The following is a 13,637-nucleotide window of genomic DNA, read 5'->3' on the forward strand; positions in this document are numbered from 1 at the left end:
AAGCGTGGGGCGCTCCTCCCTTTCTTCAGAAAGGTTTCTCCCACCTTCCCCCGCATCTCTTTGTTCGAGAACGCTACAGTTTGGCCGTTCTTTGTGAAAAGTGTAGCGTTGCGCTACAGGTTCCGCGTGCTCCGCTACAGATGCTTTGAGCGGACAAACAGGGCTTTGTGAAAAGAGATAAGCAATTTGAACGGATAGGAGTTTGGCACCGTTATTGCTCACTGAAAGGGCATGAGAACAAGGCGCTACGCCTCTGAAAACGCCAAACCTTATACGGAGCACAAAGCCATGATGAAGCGCATCGACTATTTCATCCCCACCCGGATCGTCTTCGGCGCGGGCCGCCTGAAGGAACTCGCCACCCTTTCCCTGCCCGGCAAGAAGGCCCTCTTGTGCGTCACCGAAGACAAGCTCATGGAAAAGCTCGGCATCCAGCAGCGCGTGATCGAACTGCTCGGACAGAACGGCGTGTCCGTGGCCGTGTTCGACAAAGTCACCCCCAACCCGACCCGCACCGGCGTCATGGCGGCCGCCGCGCTCGCCAAGGAAAGCGGCTGTGACTTCGTGATCGGGCTCGGCGGCGGCAGCAGCATCGACACCGCCAAGGCCGCCTCCATCATGATGGCCAACCCCGGCGACCTGTGGGATTACGCCTCCGCCGGAAGCGGCGGGCGCAAGCCGGTTTCCGGCGCGTTCCCCGTGGTGGCGATCTCCACCACCGCCGGGACGGGCACCGAAGCCGACCCCTATGCCGTTGTGACCAATGAGGAAACCAACGAAAAGCTCGACTTCACGCTCGACGAGATCTTCCCCGCCATTTCCATCATCGACCCAGAGCTGATGCTCACCCTGCCGCACAAGCTGACCCTGTTCCAAGGCTTCGACGCGCTGTTCCACGCTTCCGAATGCTACGTGAACAACGGCAACGAGAACCGCCTCACCGAGCTTTTCGCCGTCGACGCCATCGAAAAGGTCGCCAAGCACCTGCCCATCGTCTCCGAGGACGGCTCGAACCTCGAATCCCGCAGCAACATCTCCTACGCCGCGAATATCCTGTGCGGGTTCACGCAGTCCCTCGTGTGCACCACCTCCCACCACATCATCGCGCAGGCCCTCGGCGGGTTCTTCCCCAACGTGCCGCACGGCGCGTCCCTGCTGCTCATCGCCGACGCCTACTACAAGAAGGTCTGCTCGCTGCTGCCCACGGAATTCGACGCCATCGGTGAAATCATGGGCGAAAAGGCCGACCCCGCCAAGCCCGGCTACGCCTTCGTGACCGCCCTTGCCAAGCTCATGGAGCGTACCGGCATGGACAAGCTCGCCATGTCCGACTTCAACATCAACAAGGACGACCTGCCCAAGGTGGCCCATATCGCCGCCGCCGAAGTCGGGTTCGAGTGCGACCGCTACACCGTCACGGAAGCGGACGTGGTCGAAATCCTGATGCAGTCCTACAAGTAGCCGCCGTTCCCTTTCCGGGAAGCCGCGCGGGGTGCCGCTCCCCGCGCGGACGGCGGGGGTCGCCTGCGGGACAGGCGGCTTCCTTCGGCCAGAGGACGCTTCCCGCTCGGACGGCGGAAACCGGCAAAGCGCGGGAGCCGCACACCGATCTCTGGGCCGCTCCCCGCACGGGCGGCGGGGCCTGATTCCAGCGGATGCCTCCGGCGCTCCCGGCCCCGTTTCTGTGCGGACGGCGGTCCCCCTCCAATGGGAACCAGCGGGCTGCCCGTCCCCCGCGTGGGCGGCGGGCTTGCCCGAGAAGGCGGGGAAGGTGGGTTTGCAGCCGTTCCCCGCGTGGGGCGGTGGCTGTATTCGCGCTGAGGGCGTCCCGGCGGCTCTTTGCAGCCGTCCCCCGCGTGGCGGCTGGGACTGGAACCCCTTCCCCGTCGGGGCGTCCGATAGGCTTTGAATTTTGGGAATATGCCCGGAGCCCATTCCCGTGTGGCGCAGGCCCGGCAGCCTTGCGGGGTGGAGAGTGGCCCGCCCCGCAAGGGAACCTTCGGGCAGGGGCGGCCCCCTCGGGCGGGTCCGCCCAGCCCGGCTGGGGCCGCTTGCCTCCGCATATGTCCGCTTCCCGAAGGCCGCCGCATCCGACGGCGCGCGGCGGGAGGCCGTCCATCCCCTTCCGGGTCGCCGCCATTCCCGGCGTGCCGCCCCCGGACAACGCTTTTTTTCGTGGAGCAGCCGTGAAGCTGAAGACCGTCCTCTTCGGGACAACGTATGCATTCGGTTCGATCAAGGAAGTCCTGAACAAGGCCGGGGAGTTGCGCTCCGGAGACGTGCTGGCGGGCGTCGCCGCCTCGTCCATGCGGGAACGGGTCGCCGCCAAGCAGGTGCTCAGCGAGCTGACCCTCGGCGACCTGCGCGAAAACCCCGTGGTCCCCTACGAGGACGACGCCATCACCCGGGTCATTCAGGACGCCGTGCACACGCCGGTTTACGGGAGCATCAGGAACTGGACCGTCGCGGAGTTCCGGGAATTCCTGCTGGACGGGCGCACGTCCGCCGCCGACATCGAGCGCGTCCGCAAGGGCCTCACCTCCGAAATGGCCGCCGCCGTGTCCAAGATCATGTCCAACGCCGACCTCATCTGCGCGGCGAAGAAGATGCCCGTGGTGGTGCGCTCCAACAACACCGTGGGCCTGCCGGGGCGGTTCTCCTCGCGCCTCCAGCCCAACGACACGCGGGATGACGTTTCCTCCATTGTGGCACAGGTTTATGAGGGGCTGTCCTACGGCGCGGGCGATGCGGTCATCGGCATCAACCCGGTGACGGATACCGTGGAAAACACCAAGGCCATGCTCAACGCCTTGTGGGAGGTCATCGAGCGGCACCGGATACCCGCACAAAACTGCGTACTCGCGCACGTGACCACCCAGATGGAGGCCATCCGGCAGGGGGCCAACGCGAGCATGATTTTCCAGAGCATCTCCGGGAGCGAGAAGGGGCTCGGCGAGTTCGGCGTGAGCGTGGGGCTGCTTGACGAGGCGTATGACCTCGCCGGGCATTACTGCCAGGCCGCCGGGCCCAACGTCATGTACTTCGAGACGGGGCAGGGTTCCGCGCTGTCGGCGGATGCGCATTACGGCTGCGATCAGGTGACGATGGAGGCCCGCTGTTACGGGCTGGCCCGCCGCTACCAGCCGTTCATGGTCAACACAGTGGTCGGCTTCATCGGCCCGGAATATCTGTATAACCATCAGCAGATCATCCGCGCCGCCCTTGAGGATCACTTCATGGGCAAGCTGCACGGCCTGCCGATGGGCTGCGACTGCTGCTACACGAACCACGCCGACACTGACCAGAATTCCAACGAGAACCTGATGCTCCTGCTGGCCGTCGCCGGGGTCAATTTCATCATCTCCCTGCCGATGGGGGATGACATCATGCTGAACTATCAGACGAATTCGTTCCACGACATCGCCACGGCCCGCCAGCTGCTCAACCTGCGGCCCGCGCCGGAGTTCGAGCAATGGCTGGAGCGGCACGGCATCATGGAAAACGGTATGCTCACGGCGCGGGCCGGGGACGCCTCATTCCTCTTTTAAGGCGCGGCGTCGCCCATTCGTAAGGAAAGGACATGCGGGAACAGGATGTAGAGCGTATCGCGGCGGAAGTGCTCGCCGCGCTGAGGGAAGGCGCTCCGGCCGGGGCGGATCGTCCGGTCGGTCACGGGGAAACCGGGACTGGCGTTGTCCCGTCCGCCGGGCGGGGAGGCAAGCCGGAAGCGGCGCATACCGGGATGCCCACGGCTCAGGACGAAGGCCGGGACGGGGGCGGTACGCTCCCCGATCTGGCGGGGCCGGAATTCCGCCGGGGGTGTTTCATCGCTTCACCCCATCGGCGTGACGTCATTGATGATTTCGTTTCACACACCGGGGCGCGCATCGCCACCGGGACTGTGGGGACGCGGCCCCCGACGCGGGCCTACCTGCGTTTCCTTGCGGATCATGCCCGCTCGAAGGGGACGGTCTTTAAAGAAGTACCTGAAGAATGGATCAGCGGGCATGGCCTGTGGAGCGTTTCCACGCTGGCGGAGGACAAGGATACCTACCTCACGCGGCCCGACCTCGGGCGACTGCTGTCCGAGGAGTCGCTGCGGGAGCTGAAGCGCCGCTATGCCGACGCCCCGCAGGTGGTGATCGTGCTTTCGGACGGCCTGAGCACGGATGCGCTGCTCGCCAACTATGAGGAAATCCTGCCTCCGCTCTTGAACGGGCTCAAGCAGGCTGGCATCCGGGCCGGGGCCCCGCTGTTCCTGCGGCACGGCAGGGTGAAGGCCGAAGACCGCATCGGCGAGGCCGTGGGCTGCGACGTGGTGGTCATGCTCGTGGGCGAGAGGCCGGGGCTCGGGCAGTCGGAAAGCATGAGCTGCTATGCGGTCTACCGCCCCACGGCGGACACGCTCGAATCCGACCGCTCGGTGCTTTCGAACATCCACCGGGAAGGGACGCCGCCTGTGGAAGCAGCAGCCGTCATTGTGGATCTTGTCCGGGACATGCTGCATTGGAAGGCCAGCGGCATCAGGCTGAACAGGCGTCAGGCCGGGGACGCGGGCGCATGACGCCGTCAGCGGGCCGGGATGCCGGGACGGGAAAGGGGGAAGCCCATGCCCAATGAGACGAATACCGGGACGCGCGCCTATGTGCCGGGGAAACAGGTGACGGTGGCGCACCTCATCGCGCACCCCGCACCGGAAATCTGCGAAAAGGCCGGGATTCCCGACGTGGACGCCATCGGCATCCTCACCCTGACGCCGGGCGAGACGGCGATCATCGCCGGGGATATGGCGGTGCGTTCGGCGGACGTGAACGTGGCCTTCCTCGACCGCTTTTCCGGCACGCTGATCCTGTACGGTTCCGTGGGCGCGGTGGAGCAGGCCCTCACGCAGGTTAACGATATGCTCAAACGGCTGCTGCAATTCACCATTTGCCCCGTCACCCGGCACTGACGCCGGGGGGCGCGGCACCGGGCCGGGCAGTGCGGGGGCCCGCGCCCGTTCCGGAGTGGGGTCGGGCGGGGCGATGCCAGCATAGCGATACGCTGGGTGCCCTCCCGCCTTCCGGGGTGGGGGATGCCATGCCGTTTCCAATCCGGAAGCGGGGTGGCTCGCTTATCTGCGGGCCCGGCGCGCTGAGGCCGCTGGAGGGCGGCCTTACGCCGATGCTGAAGGGAGAAGGCCGCTACGGAGGAAATCATGCCCAAACGCTGGAAATGCCTGCTTGCCGGGCCGCCCGAGGCCGGGAAGAGCACGCTCTGCGCCGCGCTTCTGGAGCCCGGTTCCGAAAGGCGGGTCATCAAGACGCAATCGCCCGTATTCCATAAAGATCTGATGGTAGACCTGCCCGGCGAGTACATCACCTACCCGCAGCGCCGCACGGCGTTCCTTGTGGCGGCTGAGGATGTGCGGGCCATCCTGTATGTGCAGTCCGCCACGGCGGAGCCCGCCCATGTCCCTCCGGGGCTGCTGCAAACCGTGCCGAACCTCCTCATCGCCGGGATCATCAGTAAAACCGACCATCCCGACGCGGACATCCCGCGCGCCGAGCGGGGGCTGGAGCGCATGGGCCTGCGGGGGCCGTTCTTCACGGTGTCGGCATTCCGGCCCGAAACGCTGGAGCCGCTGCGCCGCTGGCTTGAAGAGAACCATCTCGTCCCGTGCGCCGGAACCGGGAAAGGCGCCTGATCTGGAGGAAAGCCTTGTAAGGAAGGCAGGTTGAAAAGGCTCTCGAAGGAGGCTGGGCTGGACGGACGGCAGCGGGGCGGGATTTTTTTGCCACGGGCCGAAAAAAAGCTTGCCATCCCCGCATGGTAAGCGTAGTACTCTTTCCACATGACGCGGGGTGGAGCAGCACGGTAGCTCGTCGGGCTCATAACCCGAAGGCCGTAGGTTCAAATCCTGCCCCCGCAACCAGAAAGTTCAAAGGCTTACGATTTTCATCGTAAGCCTTTTTGTATAGAAAGAAAACCACCCGCTGTGCGGGAGGTTCCGAAAAGCTTACAGTGTATGCGACACAAATTTGTGTGTTGTTGTGCGCAAAAATTTGTGTCGCGTTACATTCCGGCTTGGGGATTTTACGGGGCGGTTGATTGAGGTAAAAATCTATTTGGTAACATAGTGGCAGCACAGCATAAGAAAAGGAGTTACGCTGTTAAGCGTAACTCCTTATTTTTTTACTTGGTGCGCCAGGGAGGAATCGAACCCACGGCCCGCAGCTTAGAAGAACATTGGCGGGGTGCGGATAGGAAACCCATCAACACCATAACAGATTGTGCTTGTATGTTTATCCGCTCTAAGCCTAGGATAGGGAATCCCATAAACATCCGTACAGCGGGCAACCAACGGGCAACCATATGAGCGACGAATCCAAGCGGACGTGGCTGACGCATCCCGGCAAGCCGGGGGTCATCTACAGGGAACATCCTACACGCAAAATCGCGCGCAAGCCAGATCGGTTCTGGGCCATCCGCCACCGGGCCGGGGGAAAGCGCCTCGTCGAGACGCTCGGCTGGACTTCCGAGGGCTGGACGGCCGACATGGCCCACGCGCTGCTCGTGGAGCTGCAGCACAATGCCAAGCTCGGCCTGCGTCCCCAGACGCTGAAGGAGAAGCGCGAGATGGCGGCGGGGGCAAAGGCCGAGGCCGCCCGGCAATCCGCCTTGGAGGGCCTGAAGGAGCTCACCTTTGGCGAGCTTGCCGGGTTCTATCGGGAGTGGGCAGCCGCCAACCGCCGGAGCGGGGCAGGCGTCGCCCGCATTCTGGACAGGCATATCCTCCCCGAGCTGGGGGAAAAGCGGGCGGCCGACATTACGCCAGCCACCGTGAACGAACTTAAAGCGCTGCTTGAAGCCAAGCGCCCGGAGAGGGGCCGCGGCCAGAATGACCCGGACGCCCGCCTCAGCCCGCAAACCGTGCTGCACTGCCTCAAAACCGTCCGTGAGGTCTACAATTACGCCTTGGAGACGCCCCACCCGGACATGCCCGAGAGGATGCTGTACGTCGGGAAGAATCCCGCCATCCTGAGCCGCAGGGGGCGCGGCGTGCGCGTCCCCGTGAGCGACGCCCGCAGGCTGCGCATCCTGACGGACGCCGAAATAGAGCGGCTCCTCGCCTACGAGGGGCAGCACAAGACGTTTGCGGCGGAGCTGCGCGACATGATACTGCTCTCGCTGGACACGGGTGTCCGGTCCGGGGAGCTGATCCGCCTGCGCCGGGAGGATGTGGACACGGAACGGGGCACGCTCCGCATCCTGTCGGGTTCCGATTTCGGGCTGACCAAAAGCGGCCGCACGCGCATCGTCCATGCCGGATACCTCTTTCCCGAGGCCCGCGACGTGCTCCGCCGCCATGCCCGGGGCGACTCCCCCTACCTGTTCCCCGGACGGGACGGCGGCGTGCGCGACGGCACAGCTCTGGGCCGGGCCATGAACCGCATGGCCGAGACGCTGGGCCTGAACAGCGGCGTGACGGACCCGCGCAACCGGGTGGTCTGGCATACCCTGCGGCACACCTTCGCCACCCGGATGCTGGAGTCCGGGGTCGACATCTACACCCTCAAGGAATTGCTCGGCCATTCCAGCGTCGCGGTAACGGAAGGCTACCTGCACCTGTGCGACCGGGCCAAGCGCGAAAAGGCGCTGGCCCGGATCACGCTGGAACGTGCGGTTACATTTCGGGGACATCAATGACCGTTACGCCCTTGTTTTCGAGATAGGCGACGAAGGCTTCCCGGGGGTAGTAAACCTGTTCCCCGATGAGCCGCCGCTGGCGGGGGCCTCTGCCGAGCTTGTCGTCGTTGGCCAGCGTCTTGGGGCTCAACCCGCCCCCGGTGAACCACTTGACCGCCTTGCGGGCAATCAGGGGCGGGTAGAGCGGAATGAGATAGCTCAACACGCTGGATTCTATATGTTCTGCCATAGTTGCTCCTCCCTCCGCCCGGTGCGGGCGGGAATGGTCTCTGGGGGACGCCGTCGCGTGGCGGCGTCCCCCCAGCCGTTTACGGCCTCAAAAAAACAAACCCGAAAACGAACCCGACCACCAGCATCGCAAGCGTCCAGTTCATTGTCCCCCTCCATACTGTTCCGTATGCACGGCGCGCACCAGCTGCATCATGGAGGCGATGGAGGCCAACGCCTCCTGCCCTTCCTTGAGGATGCGGTCGTGCTGGTCGCGGGGCAGGCGTCCGTCCCTGATATCCTCGGCGCACTCCGCCGCATACTCGCCGAACTCTTTGACGCTGCTGATGAGCGTATCCATGAGATCGCCGGTTCCCGTGCAGGGCTTTACTTTGACGAAGACGCCGCCCATCTCTCGCGCCATGAACTGCAGCGGCTCCATCGAGCCGGTCGTGGCCATGATGGGGAGGAGCCAGTCCACGTCGAGCTTGTGCTTGGGCTGCCCCGAAACGCTCGACATGAACGTCTGGTAGTTGAGCCCCAGCCGCTCCGCGATGCCCTTGCCGTCCAGCGTGTCGCAGCCAAGCACGCTGGCGTGCACGCTCTGGCGCAGTGAGGGAAAGCCGCAAGTGCCTCTCATGCTCTTTCACTCCGTTGAGTTGCGGTTCAAAAAGATTCAGGTTGAATTCGCGGTTTCCGCCCGCGCTTTCTTGCCACTGGTTCCGGCAACAAGTCTTTAGGAAAACCCATTTCAAGAAGTTGGTTCACACGTTCCGGAGAGGCCATATCCGCGATGAGGAGCTTGCTTAGACCGCTTCGAGATATATTCATTTCGATTGCTATCTGAGCGATACTTTTGCCATTCCTTCGCAGAAACAGGGAGAGCCGTTCTTGCCTCGTGAGTGGAGATTGTGTTACGTTTGCAACCAATTGCATGTTTTTTACTCCCAAGATGCTTCGACTGCCTATTGCTGTGTATCTTTAGTGATCATGTAGAACTAAAAAGAGTTTAGGTCAAACATTTTTAATTCTGGATGCTGTAAAAATGGAACAAGATTGGTCTGAACAATACAAGATCGTTTGGAATATTTTTCTCGCGCATCCCCAGTCGGTCGAGAACGGCATATCCCGTCGTGGTTTATCAAGATATCTTGGTATTTCATCTGGTAAAACACAGAAATGGGAGGCTGGACAATGGCCGAGTGCTGAAGACCTGTCCAAACTTCATGACAAGCTGGGCCTCTCATACAGGTGGCTGGTAACGGGAATAGGGGAGCCTTTTGATTCAGAAGAGAGTGCTGCGAACCTGAATGATTCTGCTGAGGCAGAGCGTCTGAGAAGCCGGGTAGCGGAACTTGAGCGGGAAAATGCAGCCCTGAAGGAGCGGCTGCTCGCGGCTCATGAAGCCAACACCGAGATGGGCAGGGCAAACGCGAAATTGAGTGAACTGGTGGCCAAGCAGAGTGAGCAGGGGTTGGACAGAGGAGATGTGGAATCCGCTGGCGCTGTGCGTGGTGTGCCGCAGGGTGGCATATTAGAGAGCTTTACCAGTAAGAATTGAATATCTCAAAAACAGAACAGGCCGGATTGCTCCGACCTGTCCTGCTATTGACATTGGGTTATAAAGCCTGCCTGTATCAGATCCTCGACATGGGCAGTGGGGCTTTCAGTCCTGATCACGCTGCCGTTATACATCGCTGCCCGTTTTGCCGAGCCGCGCATCCATTCTTCGATGGTCGGATCGGGATCAAAGGTGGACTTCCAGAGTGCCTCCGCCAGTTGCTGGAAGCCCTCGGCCTCCAGCAACATTCCATCCATTGTTTTGAATCGCATGGTTCTCCTAGACGACAGCCGCGAGGACGGCGGTGCGGTTGCGGTAAAAACGGACGACACCTTCGCTGATCCCGGTCCAGAGTGATTCGGTCTGCGGAGCGGGACGATTGGCGAGTCCGCTGTCAAGGCGATAGGCGGGACGGCCGTCAACAGTGATCGGAGAAATCTGCAGTCCGACACGGCGCAGCCGGGTAATCGCAGCTCGTCCGGTATGAGGCAGCCAGCCAAAGCGTTCGCACATCGCATCCAGCATTACAACCCGGCTTTCCGTAAACATGCCAGCAAGCTCGGCCTGTACCCCACGCAGTCCGGGGCATTCGATGACCGGAGCTGCTGCCGGAGAGTTCGGAGTCTTGCAGGCTTCAATGAATTCCCCAAGGAAACGCACCCAGCTCGTTACCTTCGCGGCACTTACGGTTCCAGAATGCTGCCTAAATTCAACGGTGCCATATCTGGGAAAAGACTGCAAATTCACCTTGAAATAGCGGCCAGACTGTGCGCGGACCATTTCTTCGATGGTTCCGGCGCTTTCGAAGCGGGCATCGAGAAAATCTGATACCGAACGGCAGTATGTGTTGGTGCTGCCCCTGCGGCTTTGCGGCATGAATGCGTCAATTTCGGCTTCGTGTCTGGCATAGCGGCGCACGATGGTGTGGATGTCGCCAGCGGTCAGGTCTCGGGCGTCGAAATGGACATGGAGTCCGCAGCTGCGGTTTGCCGTCGCTCCTGCGTCATCCAGCGCGGTAGCCACCGCACGCGCCTCCTCAAGGCCAGCCTCGCCGTGCAGAACGGGGCTGACGACTTCGAACCCGCCATGCACGCTGGAATCGCTGACCAGCTTCCAATGACCACGCGTGTTATGATTATAGTCTTCGTTTTGGACAGAGATGCTGATGGCGCGGAGCGCACGGAGCGCGGTCTGACGGTCGATACCCACGATTTCCATTTCAATGCCGAACTTACGATTCATTTTTAACCCCTTGTTTTTACTAGCGTTACACTCTCGCCGTGGTTGTGTGTTCGCTCTTTGCGAGGTTGATTGCAAGTCTTTTGTTGCTGATTTTATTGTTTTTTTATAAGGCCCGCCCGGACATCAACGTCCACGCGGGCCTTATTCCGTCAGCTTGCATCCGGGAAGTAGAGGACATAGCCGAGCCCCATAGAGTCCATCTGGCTTCCTCCCAAAAACTCGTGAATGGTGTAAGGATCAACTTCTTCTGTTTCGCCTAAAAAACCGGCCAACGCGAGCGCGATATCGAAGGGTTGAGCATCGTCATTCACAACTATGGCGGGGCATTTCTTGCCATACATGCCACGTCCGGAATAACCGGGATAAAAGTTCATTTGGCCGTCATGTTCTGCGCAGAAATTCTTCAGGGCATCAGCTATGTCAAACATTTAATACCTCGATATTGTTTGTTTTATTTATTCCTGTGGGTACGTGATCCCCCTTTCAGGGATGGATTGCAAGCATTTTGTCTCGTATTTATTCGATTTTATTTGAAAAGGGGCTCCCCAAAGGGAGCCCTTTTATTACATCCACGCCTCAAGCTGCCGGATGGTCTCTGCGGCGACGTCGTGGTCTTCCGGGATAACCGTGTCCACTGTCTGCCAGAGTGCCCGGTATATCTTGTCCGCAGGCAGGCCCGCGCAGAGCAGTTTGCAGCTCATGGACTCGGCAACGCCAAGACAGAATTGATCGATGGGGTCAGGGTTACCGACCAGCATGACGACGTCAGCCTGCTCGCAGCGGGCCTTCATCTCATAGATCGCTTCCCGCTCACTGGCGGTCTGCAGCAGCAGAGTCATCTCCGGGAACCGGAGCTGAAGAAGTCCCTTCATGAGCGACGTGGCGACGGTATTCTGCGAGCCGGTGATGAAGTACACAGTCAGCATGGTATGTTCTCCTATATGTTGATTTTATTGGATAACCTCTTCCCGTGACTGTGTGTTCGCTCTTTCCTCAGATGATTGCAAGTCTTTTCTTACTGATATTATTCGTTTTTTTGTATTCGTGGGATACGCCCGGTTACAGCTTCATGATGAAGCACAAGGCGTAGTAAGGCGGCAGGGTGCTGAGGGCCTGAGCCGTAAGCGTGTGGTATGCCCGTCATCGGTGACGGCGTGTCCGTGTGCGGCGGTCGTGGCCATGCACGTTCGAGCCGACGGCGTGGCCGGGATCGGAGACTCCGTCTCTCGTGGGGTTACCTCGTTTCAGGCGGTGCCTGCAGGCGCAGCCTTTCGGATTTGAATGACGTTTCACAGTGGTTCTCATCACCAAACAGGTTGGCCAGCCCGTCGATGGCGTACATCGGCCACGGGTTCCCGTCTGCCGCCATACGGTAGGCTCGGCTGGACAGTGTTTCGTCCGGCCAGCCGCCGATGAGCGCATTGACGAGCTGGTCAACAGCGATGAGCAGGTTTTTCCAGTAGTTCATGCTGTGCTAGAAAGAGATTGTGATGGCGTTCAGCTCCTCAGCCGTAGCGGCAATATTGATTGCATCCCTGAGAGCCCATTTGCGGGCATAAAGTGCGGAGCCGTTCGCGATAATTTCCTGTTGCATGACGCGCAGGTCCGCCAGTGTGACCGTGTGGATTTCATTGTTGTAGTCACAGAACTGCAGGCTCTCCGGCGCGCCTTCGGCTTCCATAAGCGTGACAAGCCCGGAGACATTGCGGTTAGCCGCATCATTGGCGTCGATGTCGAAGCCCAGTGAACAGGTCAGATGGGCCGTGGCGGTCGCCTTTGTAAAGGCATTGGCCAGCTCCTCCTGTTTCCTGCCCCTGGTGGCTTCAACGCTGTTGTATTCGGCAAGGCGGGCGGCCTCGGCTGTCGCGGCCTCATCCTCAAGCCGGGCCTTTTCCGCTTCCCACAGTTCCACAAATGGAGCGACATCTTCCGCATAATCGGCAAGGGTCAAGGGGTGGTTGATATCATCCCTCCATTCCATTTCGCCCGTACCATTATGCCACTGGATGGCGTGCAGATTTTCAGGGACGGGGAAGTCAAACTGCAGTGGGGTGCCATCAACGATGATGAGACGGTCGGATGGGACGACGATGACATGCTGTTTCATGGAGAATATCCTTTCTAGTCTGGCTAGAGTTTCATGATGAAGCACAAGGCGTAGTAGGGAGGCAGGGTGCTCATGGCTTGCGCCGTGACCGCGTGAGTGTGTCCGCCATCGGTGACGGTGTGCCCGTGCGCGGCGGTCGTGACCGCGTGCGTATGGCCGTTGTCGGTGAGGCCGTGGCCATGTTCCGACGAACCAACCGCGTGGGCGTGGCCGGGATCGTAAACGCCGTGGGCATGTGCCCAGCTGTTGCCCGTATATTCAGAGTAGGTCCATGTATCGGGCGCGTCATTACAGACGCCGCCAATGCCTCCGCCGCTATGGGCATGTGCTTGATATCTGACGGCATGGTTGTGCCATGCCAAGGTGTTCCCATCCAGCGTCGAACCCTGAATGCCGATTCCGGTTCCAGCGGCCCCGGTCCAGATGTTCAGTGCGCAGTTCCAGATGGCTATGCCCGCCTTGGCGTTCCCGGCAGTCCCGCCGGGTGCGGCGGTGCCGAGGCCGATTCCCGTCTGGGCGCTTCCGGCGGCGACGCTGGGGGTAGCCGTTGCCGTGCCGCCGGTTGCGCCGGGCTGATAGGCTTTTCCCGCCCCGAGGATGAAACGGTCGGTCAGGTTGGGGGTGCCGTTGGTGCCGTCGCACAGCGCCCACCCCGTGGGGATGGTGCTTGCGGAGCCGGACCACATGCCGATGAAGCCCGTAGGGACGACTTCCTCAAGCCGGTTCAGGAGCTGCGGGAGTGCCATCAGCGCACCCCCCAACGGCCCGCCAAGCTAGGAACCGTCTCTCTCTCTCTCTCTCTCTCTCTCTCTCTCTCTCTCTCATGGGTAT

Annotated in this window: 16 protein-coding genes and 1 tRNA gene; 8 read left to right on the forward strand and 9 right to left on the reverse strand. The window is 61.3% G+C overall.

The window, feature by feature from the left end; translation table 11 throughout:
• Positions 1-231: 231 nt before the first annotated feature.
• From ACZM8Y_RS09415 to ACZM8Y_RS09445, 7 genes are all read left to right on the forward strand, one after another.
• Positions 232-1,461: an iron-containing alcohol dehydrogenase gene (locus ACZM8Y_RS09415; RefSeq protein WP_005027546.1), complete on the forward strand. Its 1,230-nt coding sequence runs from the start codon at positions 232-234 to the stop codon at positions 1,459-1,461.
• A 602-nt stretch (positions 1,462-2,063) separates the two neighbouring features.
• Entirely contained in the window at positions 2,064-3,548 is a 1,485-nt protein-coding gene (locus ACZM8Y_RS09420) for an ethanolamine ammonia-lyase subunit EutB (protein ID WP_482334715.1), read from the forward strand.
• Between the two features lie 32 nt (positions 3,549-3,580).
• Positions 3,581-4,564 (forward strand): ethanolamine ammonia-lyase subunit EutC, encoded by a 984-nt coding sequence (gene eutC / locus ACZM8Y_RS09425; protein ID WP_009380669.1) that lies wholly within the window; start codon positions 3,581-3,583, stop codon positions 4,562-4,564.
• A gap of 45 nt (positions 4,565-4,609) precedes the next feature.
• Positions 4,610-4,951 carry an ethanolamine utilization microcompartment protein EutS gene (eutS, locus tag ACZM8Y_RS09430; protein ID WP_009380668.1) on the forward strand — a complete coding sequence of 114 codons (342 nt, stop codon included), beginning with the start codon at positions 4,610-4,612 and terminating at the stop codon, positions 4,949-4,951.
• A 246-nt stretch (positions 4,952-5,197) separates the two neighbouring features.
• Entirely contained in the window at positions 5,198-5,686 is a 489-nt protein-coding gene (locus ACZM8Y_RS09435) for a EutP/PduV family microcompartment system protein (protein ID WP_009380665.1), read from the forward strand.
• A 151-nt stretch (positions 5,687-5,837) separates the two neighbouring features.
• Positions 5,838-5,914: transfer RNA gene (locus ACZM8Y_RS09440), tRNA-Met, on the forward strand.
• 440 nt (positions 5,915-6,354) lie between these two features.
• The gene (locus tag ACZM8Y_RS09445) at positions 6,355-7,689 is read left to right on the forward strand and encodes a tyrosine-type recombinase/integrase (RefSeq protein WP_482333366.1); all 1,335 of its coding nucleotides are present in this window, start codon (positions 6,355-6,357) and stop codon (positions 7,687-7,689) included.
• Here ACZM8Y_RS09445 and ACZM8Y_RS09450 read toward each other — a convergent pair.
• Complete coding sequence (locus ACZM8Y_RS09450; protein WP_482333368.1) at positions 7,667-7,918, reverse strand: hypothetical protein; 252 nt, start codon at positions 7,916-7,918, stop codon at positions 7,667-7,669. The two genes, ACZM8Y_RS09445 and ACZM8Y_RS09450, sit on opposite strands and share 23 nt — an antisense overlap.
• Positions 7,919-8,059: 141 nt before the next feature.
• Complete coding sequence (locus ACZM8Y_RS09455) at positions 8,060-8,536, reverse strand: phage regulatory CII family protein (RefSeq protein ID WP_482333370.1); 477 nt, start codon at positions 8,534-8,536, stop codon at positions 8,060-8,062.
• 405 nt (positions 8,537-8,941) lie between these two features.
• On the opposite strand from ACZM8Y_RS09455, the gene ACZM8Y_RS09460 reads away from it, so the two are divergent.
• Entirely contained in the window at positions 8,942-9,457 is a 516-nt protein-coding gene (locus ACZM8Y_RS09460) for a helix-turn-helix domain-containing protein (RefSeq protein ID WP_482333372.1), read from the forward strand.
• 44 nt (positions 9,458-9,501) lie between these two features.
• Here the strand turns inward: ACZM8Y_RS09460 and ACZM8Y_RS09465 are convergent, their stop codons facing one another.
• The 7 genes from ACZM8Y_RS09465 to ACZM8Y_RS09495 all read right to left on the reverse strand — a co-directional run bounded on the left by ACZM8Y_RS09465 (position 9,502) and on the right by ACZM8Y_RS09495 (position 13,552).
• Positions 9,502-9,729 (reverse strand): hypothetical protein, encoded by a 228-nt coding sequence (locus tag ACZM8Y_RS09465; RefSeq protein WP_482333374.1) that lies wholly within the window; start codon positions 9,727-9,729, stop codon positions 9,502-9,504.
• A gap of 7 nt (positions 9,730-9,736) precedes the next feature.
• Positions 9,737-10,699, reverse strand: a complete 963-nt coding sequence (locus tag ACZM8Y_RS09470) for an amidoligase family protein (protein ID WP_482333376.1) — start codon at positions 10,697-10,699, stop codon at positions 9,737-9,739.
• Between the two features lie 149 nt (positions 10,700-10,848).
• On the reverse strand, positions 10,849-11,127 hold the full coding sequence (locus ACZM8Y_RS09475) for a hypothetical protein (RefSeq protein WP_278657515.1): 279 nt from the start codon (positions 11,125-11,127) through the stop codon (positions 10,849-10,851).
• A 135-nt stretch (positions 11,128-11,262) separates the two neighbouring features.
• Complete coding sequence (locus ACZM8Y_RS09480) at positions 11,263-11,625, reverse strand: hypothetical protein (RefSeq protein ID WP_482333378.1); 363 nt, start codon at positions 11,623-11,625, stop codon at positions 11,263-11,265.
• Between the two features lie 308 nt (positions 11,626-11,933).
• Entirely contained in the window at positions 11,934-12,167 is a 234-nt protein-coding gene (locus ACZM8Y_RS09485) for a pseudouridine synthase (RefSeq protein WP_482333380.1), read from the reverse strand.
• A 6-nt stretch (positions 12,168-12,173) separates the two neighbouring features.
• Positions 12,174-12,806: a DUF4376 domain-containing protein gene (locus ACZM8Y_RS09490; RefSeq protein WP_482333382.1), complete on the reverse strand. Its 633-nt coding sequence runs from the start codon at positions 12,804-12,806 to the stop codon at positions 12,174-12,176.
• A gap of 23 nt (positions 12,807-12,829) precedes the next feature.
• On the reverse strand, positions 12,830-13,552 hold the full coding sequence (locus ACZM8Y_RS09495) for a hypothetical protein (RefSeq protein WP_482333384.1): 723 nt from the start codon (positions 13,550-13,552) through the stop codon (positions 12,830-12,832).
• Positions 13,553-13,637: the final 85 nt, after the last annotated feature.

Source organism: Bilophila sp. (genome assembly GCF_057864385.1).

Excerpts from the sequence above, each read along its gene's own strand:
- ACZM8Y_RS09415 (WP_005027546.1), top strand. The coding sequence starts at position 232 with ATGAGAACAAGGCGCTACGCCTCTGAAAACGCCAAACCTTATACGGAG.
- ACZM8Y_RS09420 (WP_482334715.1), top strand. The coding sequence starts at position 2,064 with ATGTCCGCTTCCCGAAGGCCGCCGCATCCGACGGCGCGCGGCGGGAGG.
- eutC (WP_009380669.1), top strand. The coding sequence starts at position 3,581 with ATGCGGGAACAGGATGTAGAGCGTATCGCGGCGGAAGTGCTCGCCGCG.
- eutS (WP_009380668.1), top strand. The coding sequence starts at position 4,610 with ATGCCCAATGAGACGAATACCGGGACGCGCGCCTATGTGCCGGGGAAA.
- ACZM8Y_RS09435 (WP_009380665.1), top strand. The coding sequence starts at position 5,198 with ATGCCCAAACGCTGGAAATGCCTGCTTGCCGGGCCGCCCGAGGCCGGG.
- ACZM8Y_RS09445 (WP_482333366.1), top strand. The coding sequence starts at position 6,355 with ATGAGCGACGAATCCAAGCGGACGTGGCTGACGCATCCCGGCAAGCCG.
- ACZM8Y_RS09450 (WP_482333368.1), bottom strand. The coding sequence starts at position 7,918 with ATGGCAGAACATATAGAATCCAGCGTGTTGAGCTATCTCATTCCGCTC.
- ACZM8Y_RS09455 (WP_482333370.1), bottom strand. The coding sequence starts at position 8,536 with ATGAGAGGCACTTGCGGCTTTCCCTCACTGCGCCAGAGCGTGCACGCC.
- ACZM8Y_RS09460 (WP_482333372.1), top strand. The coding sequence starts at position 8,942 with ATGGAACAAGATTGGTCTGAACAATACAAGATCGTTTGGAATATTTTT.
- ACZM8Y_RS09465 (WP_482333374.1), bottom strand. The coding sequence starts at position 9,729 with ATGCGATTCAAAACAATGGATGGAATGTTGCTGGAGGCCGAGGGCTTC.
- ACZM8Y_RS09470 (WP_482333376.1), bottom strand. The coding sequence starts at position 10,699 with ATGAATCGTAAGTTCGGCATTGAAATGGAAATCGTGGGTATCGACCGT.
- ACZM8Y_RS09475 (WP_278657515.1), bottom strand. The coding sequence starts at position 11,127 with ATGTTTGACATAGCTGATGCCCTGAAGAATTTCTGCGCAGAACATGAC.
- ACZM8Y_RS09480 (WP_482333378.1), bottom strand. The coding sequence starts at position 11,625 with ATGCTGACTGTGTACTTCATCACCGGCTCGCAGAATACCGTCGCCACG.
- ACZM8Y_RS09485 (WP_482333380.1), bottom strand. The coding sequence starts at position 12,167 with ATGAACTACTGGAAAAACCTGCTCATCGCTGTTGACCAGCTCGTCAAT.
- ACZM8Y_RS09490 (WP_482333382.1), bottom strand. The coding sequence starts at position 12,806 with ATGAAACAGCATGTCATCGTCGTCCCATCCGACCGTCTCATCATCGTT.
- ACZM8Y_RS09495 (WP_482333384.1), bottom strand. The coding sequence starts at position 13,552 with ATGGCACTCCCGCAGCTCCTGAACCGGCTTGAGGAAGTCGTCCCTACG.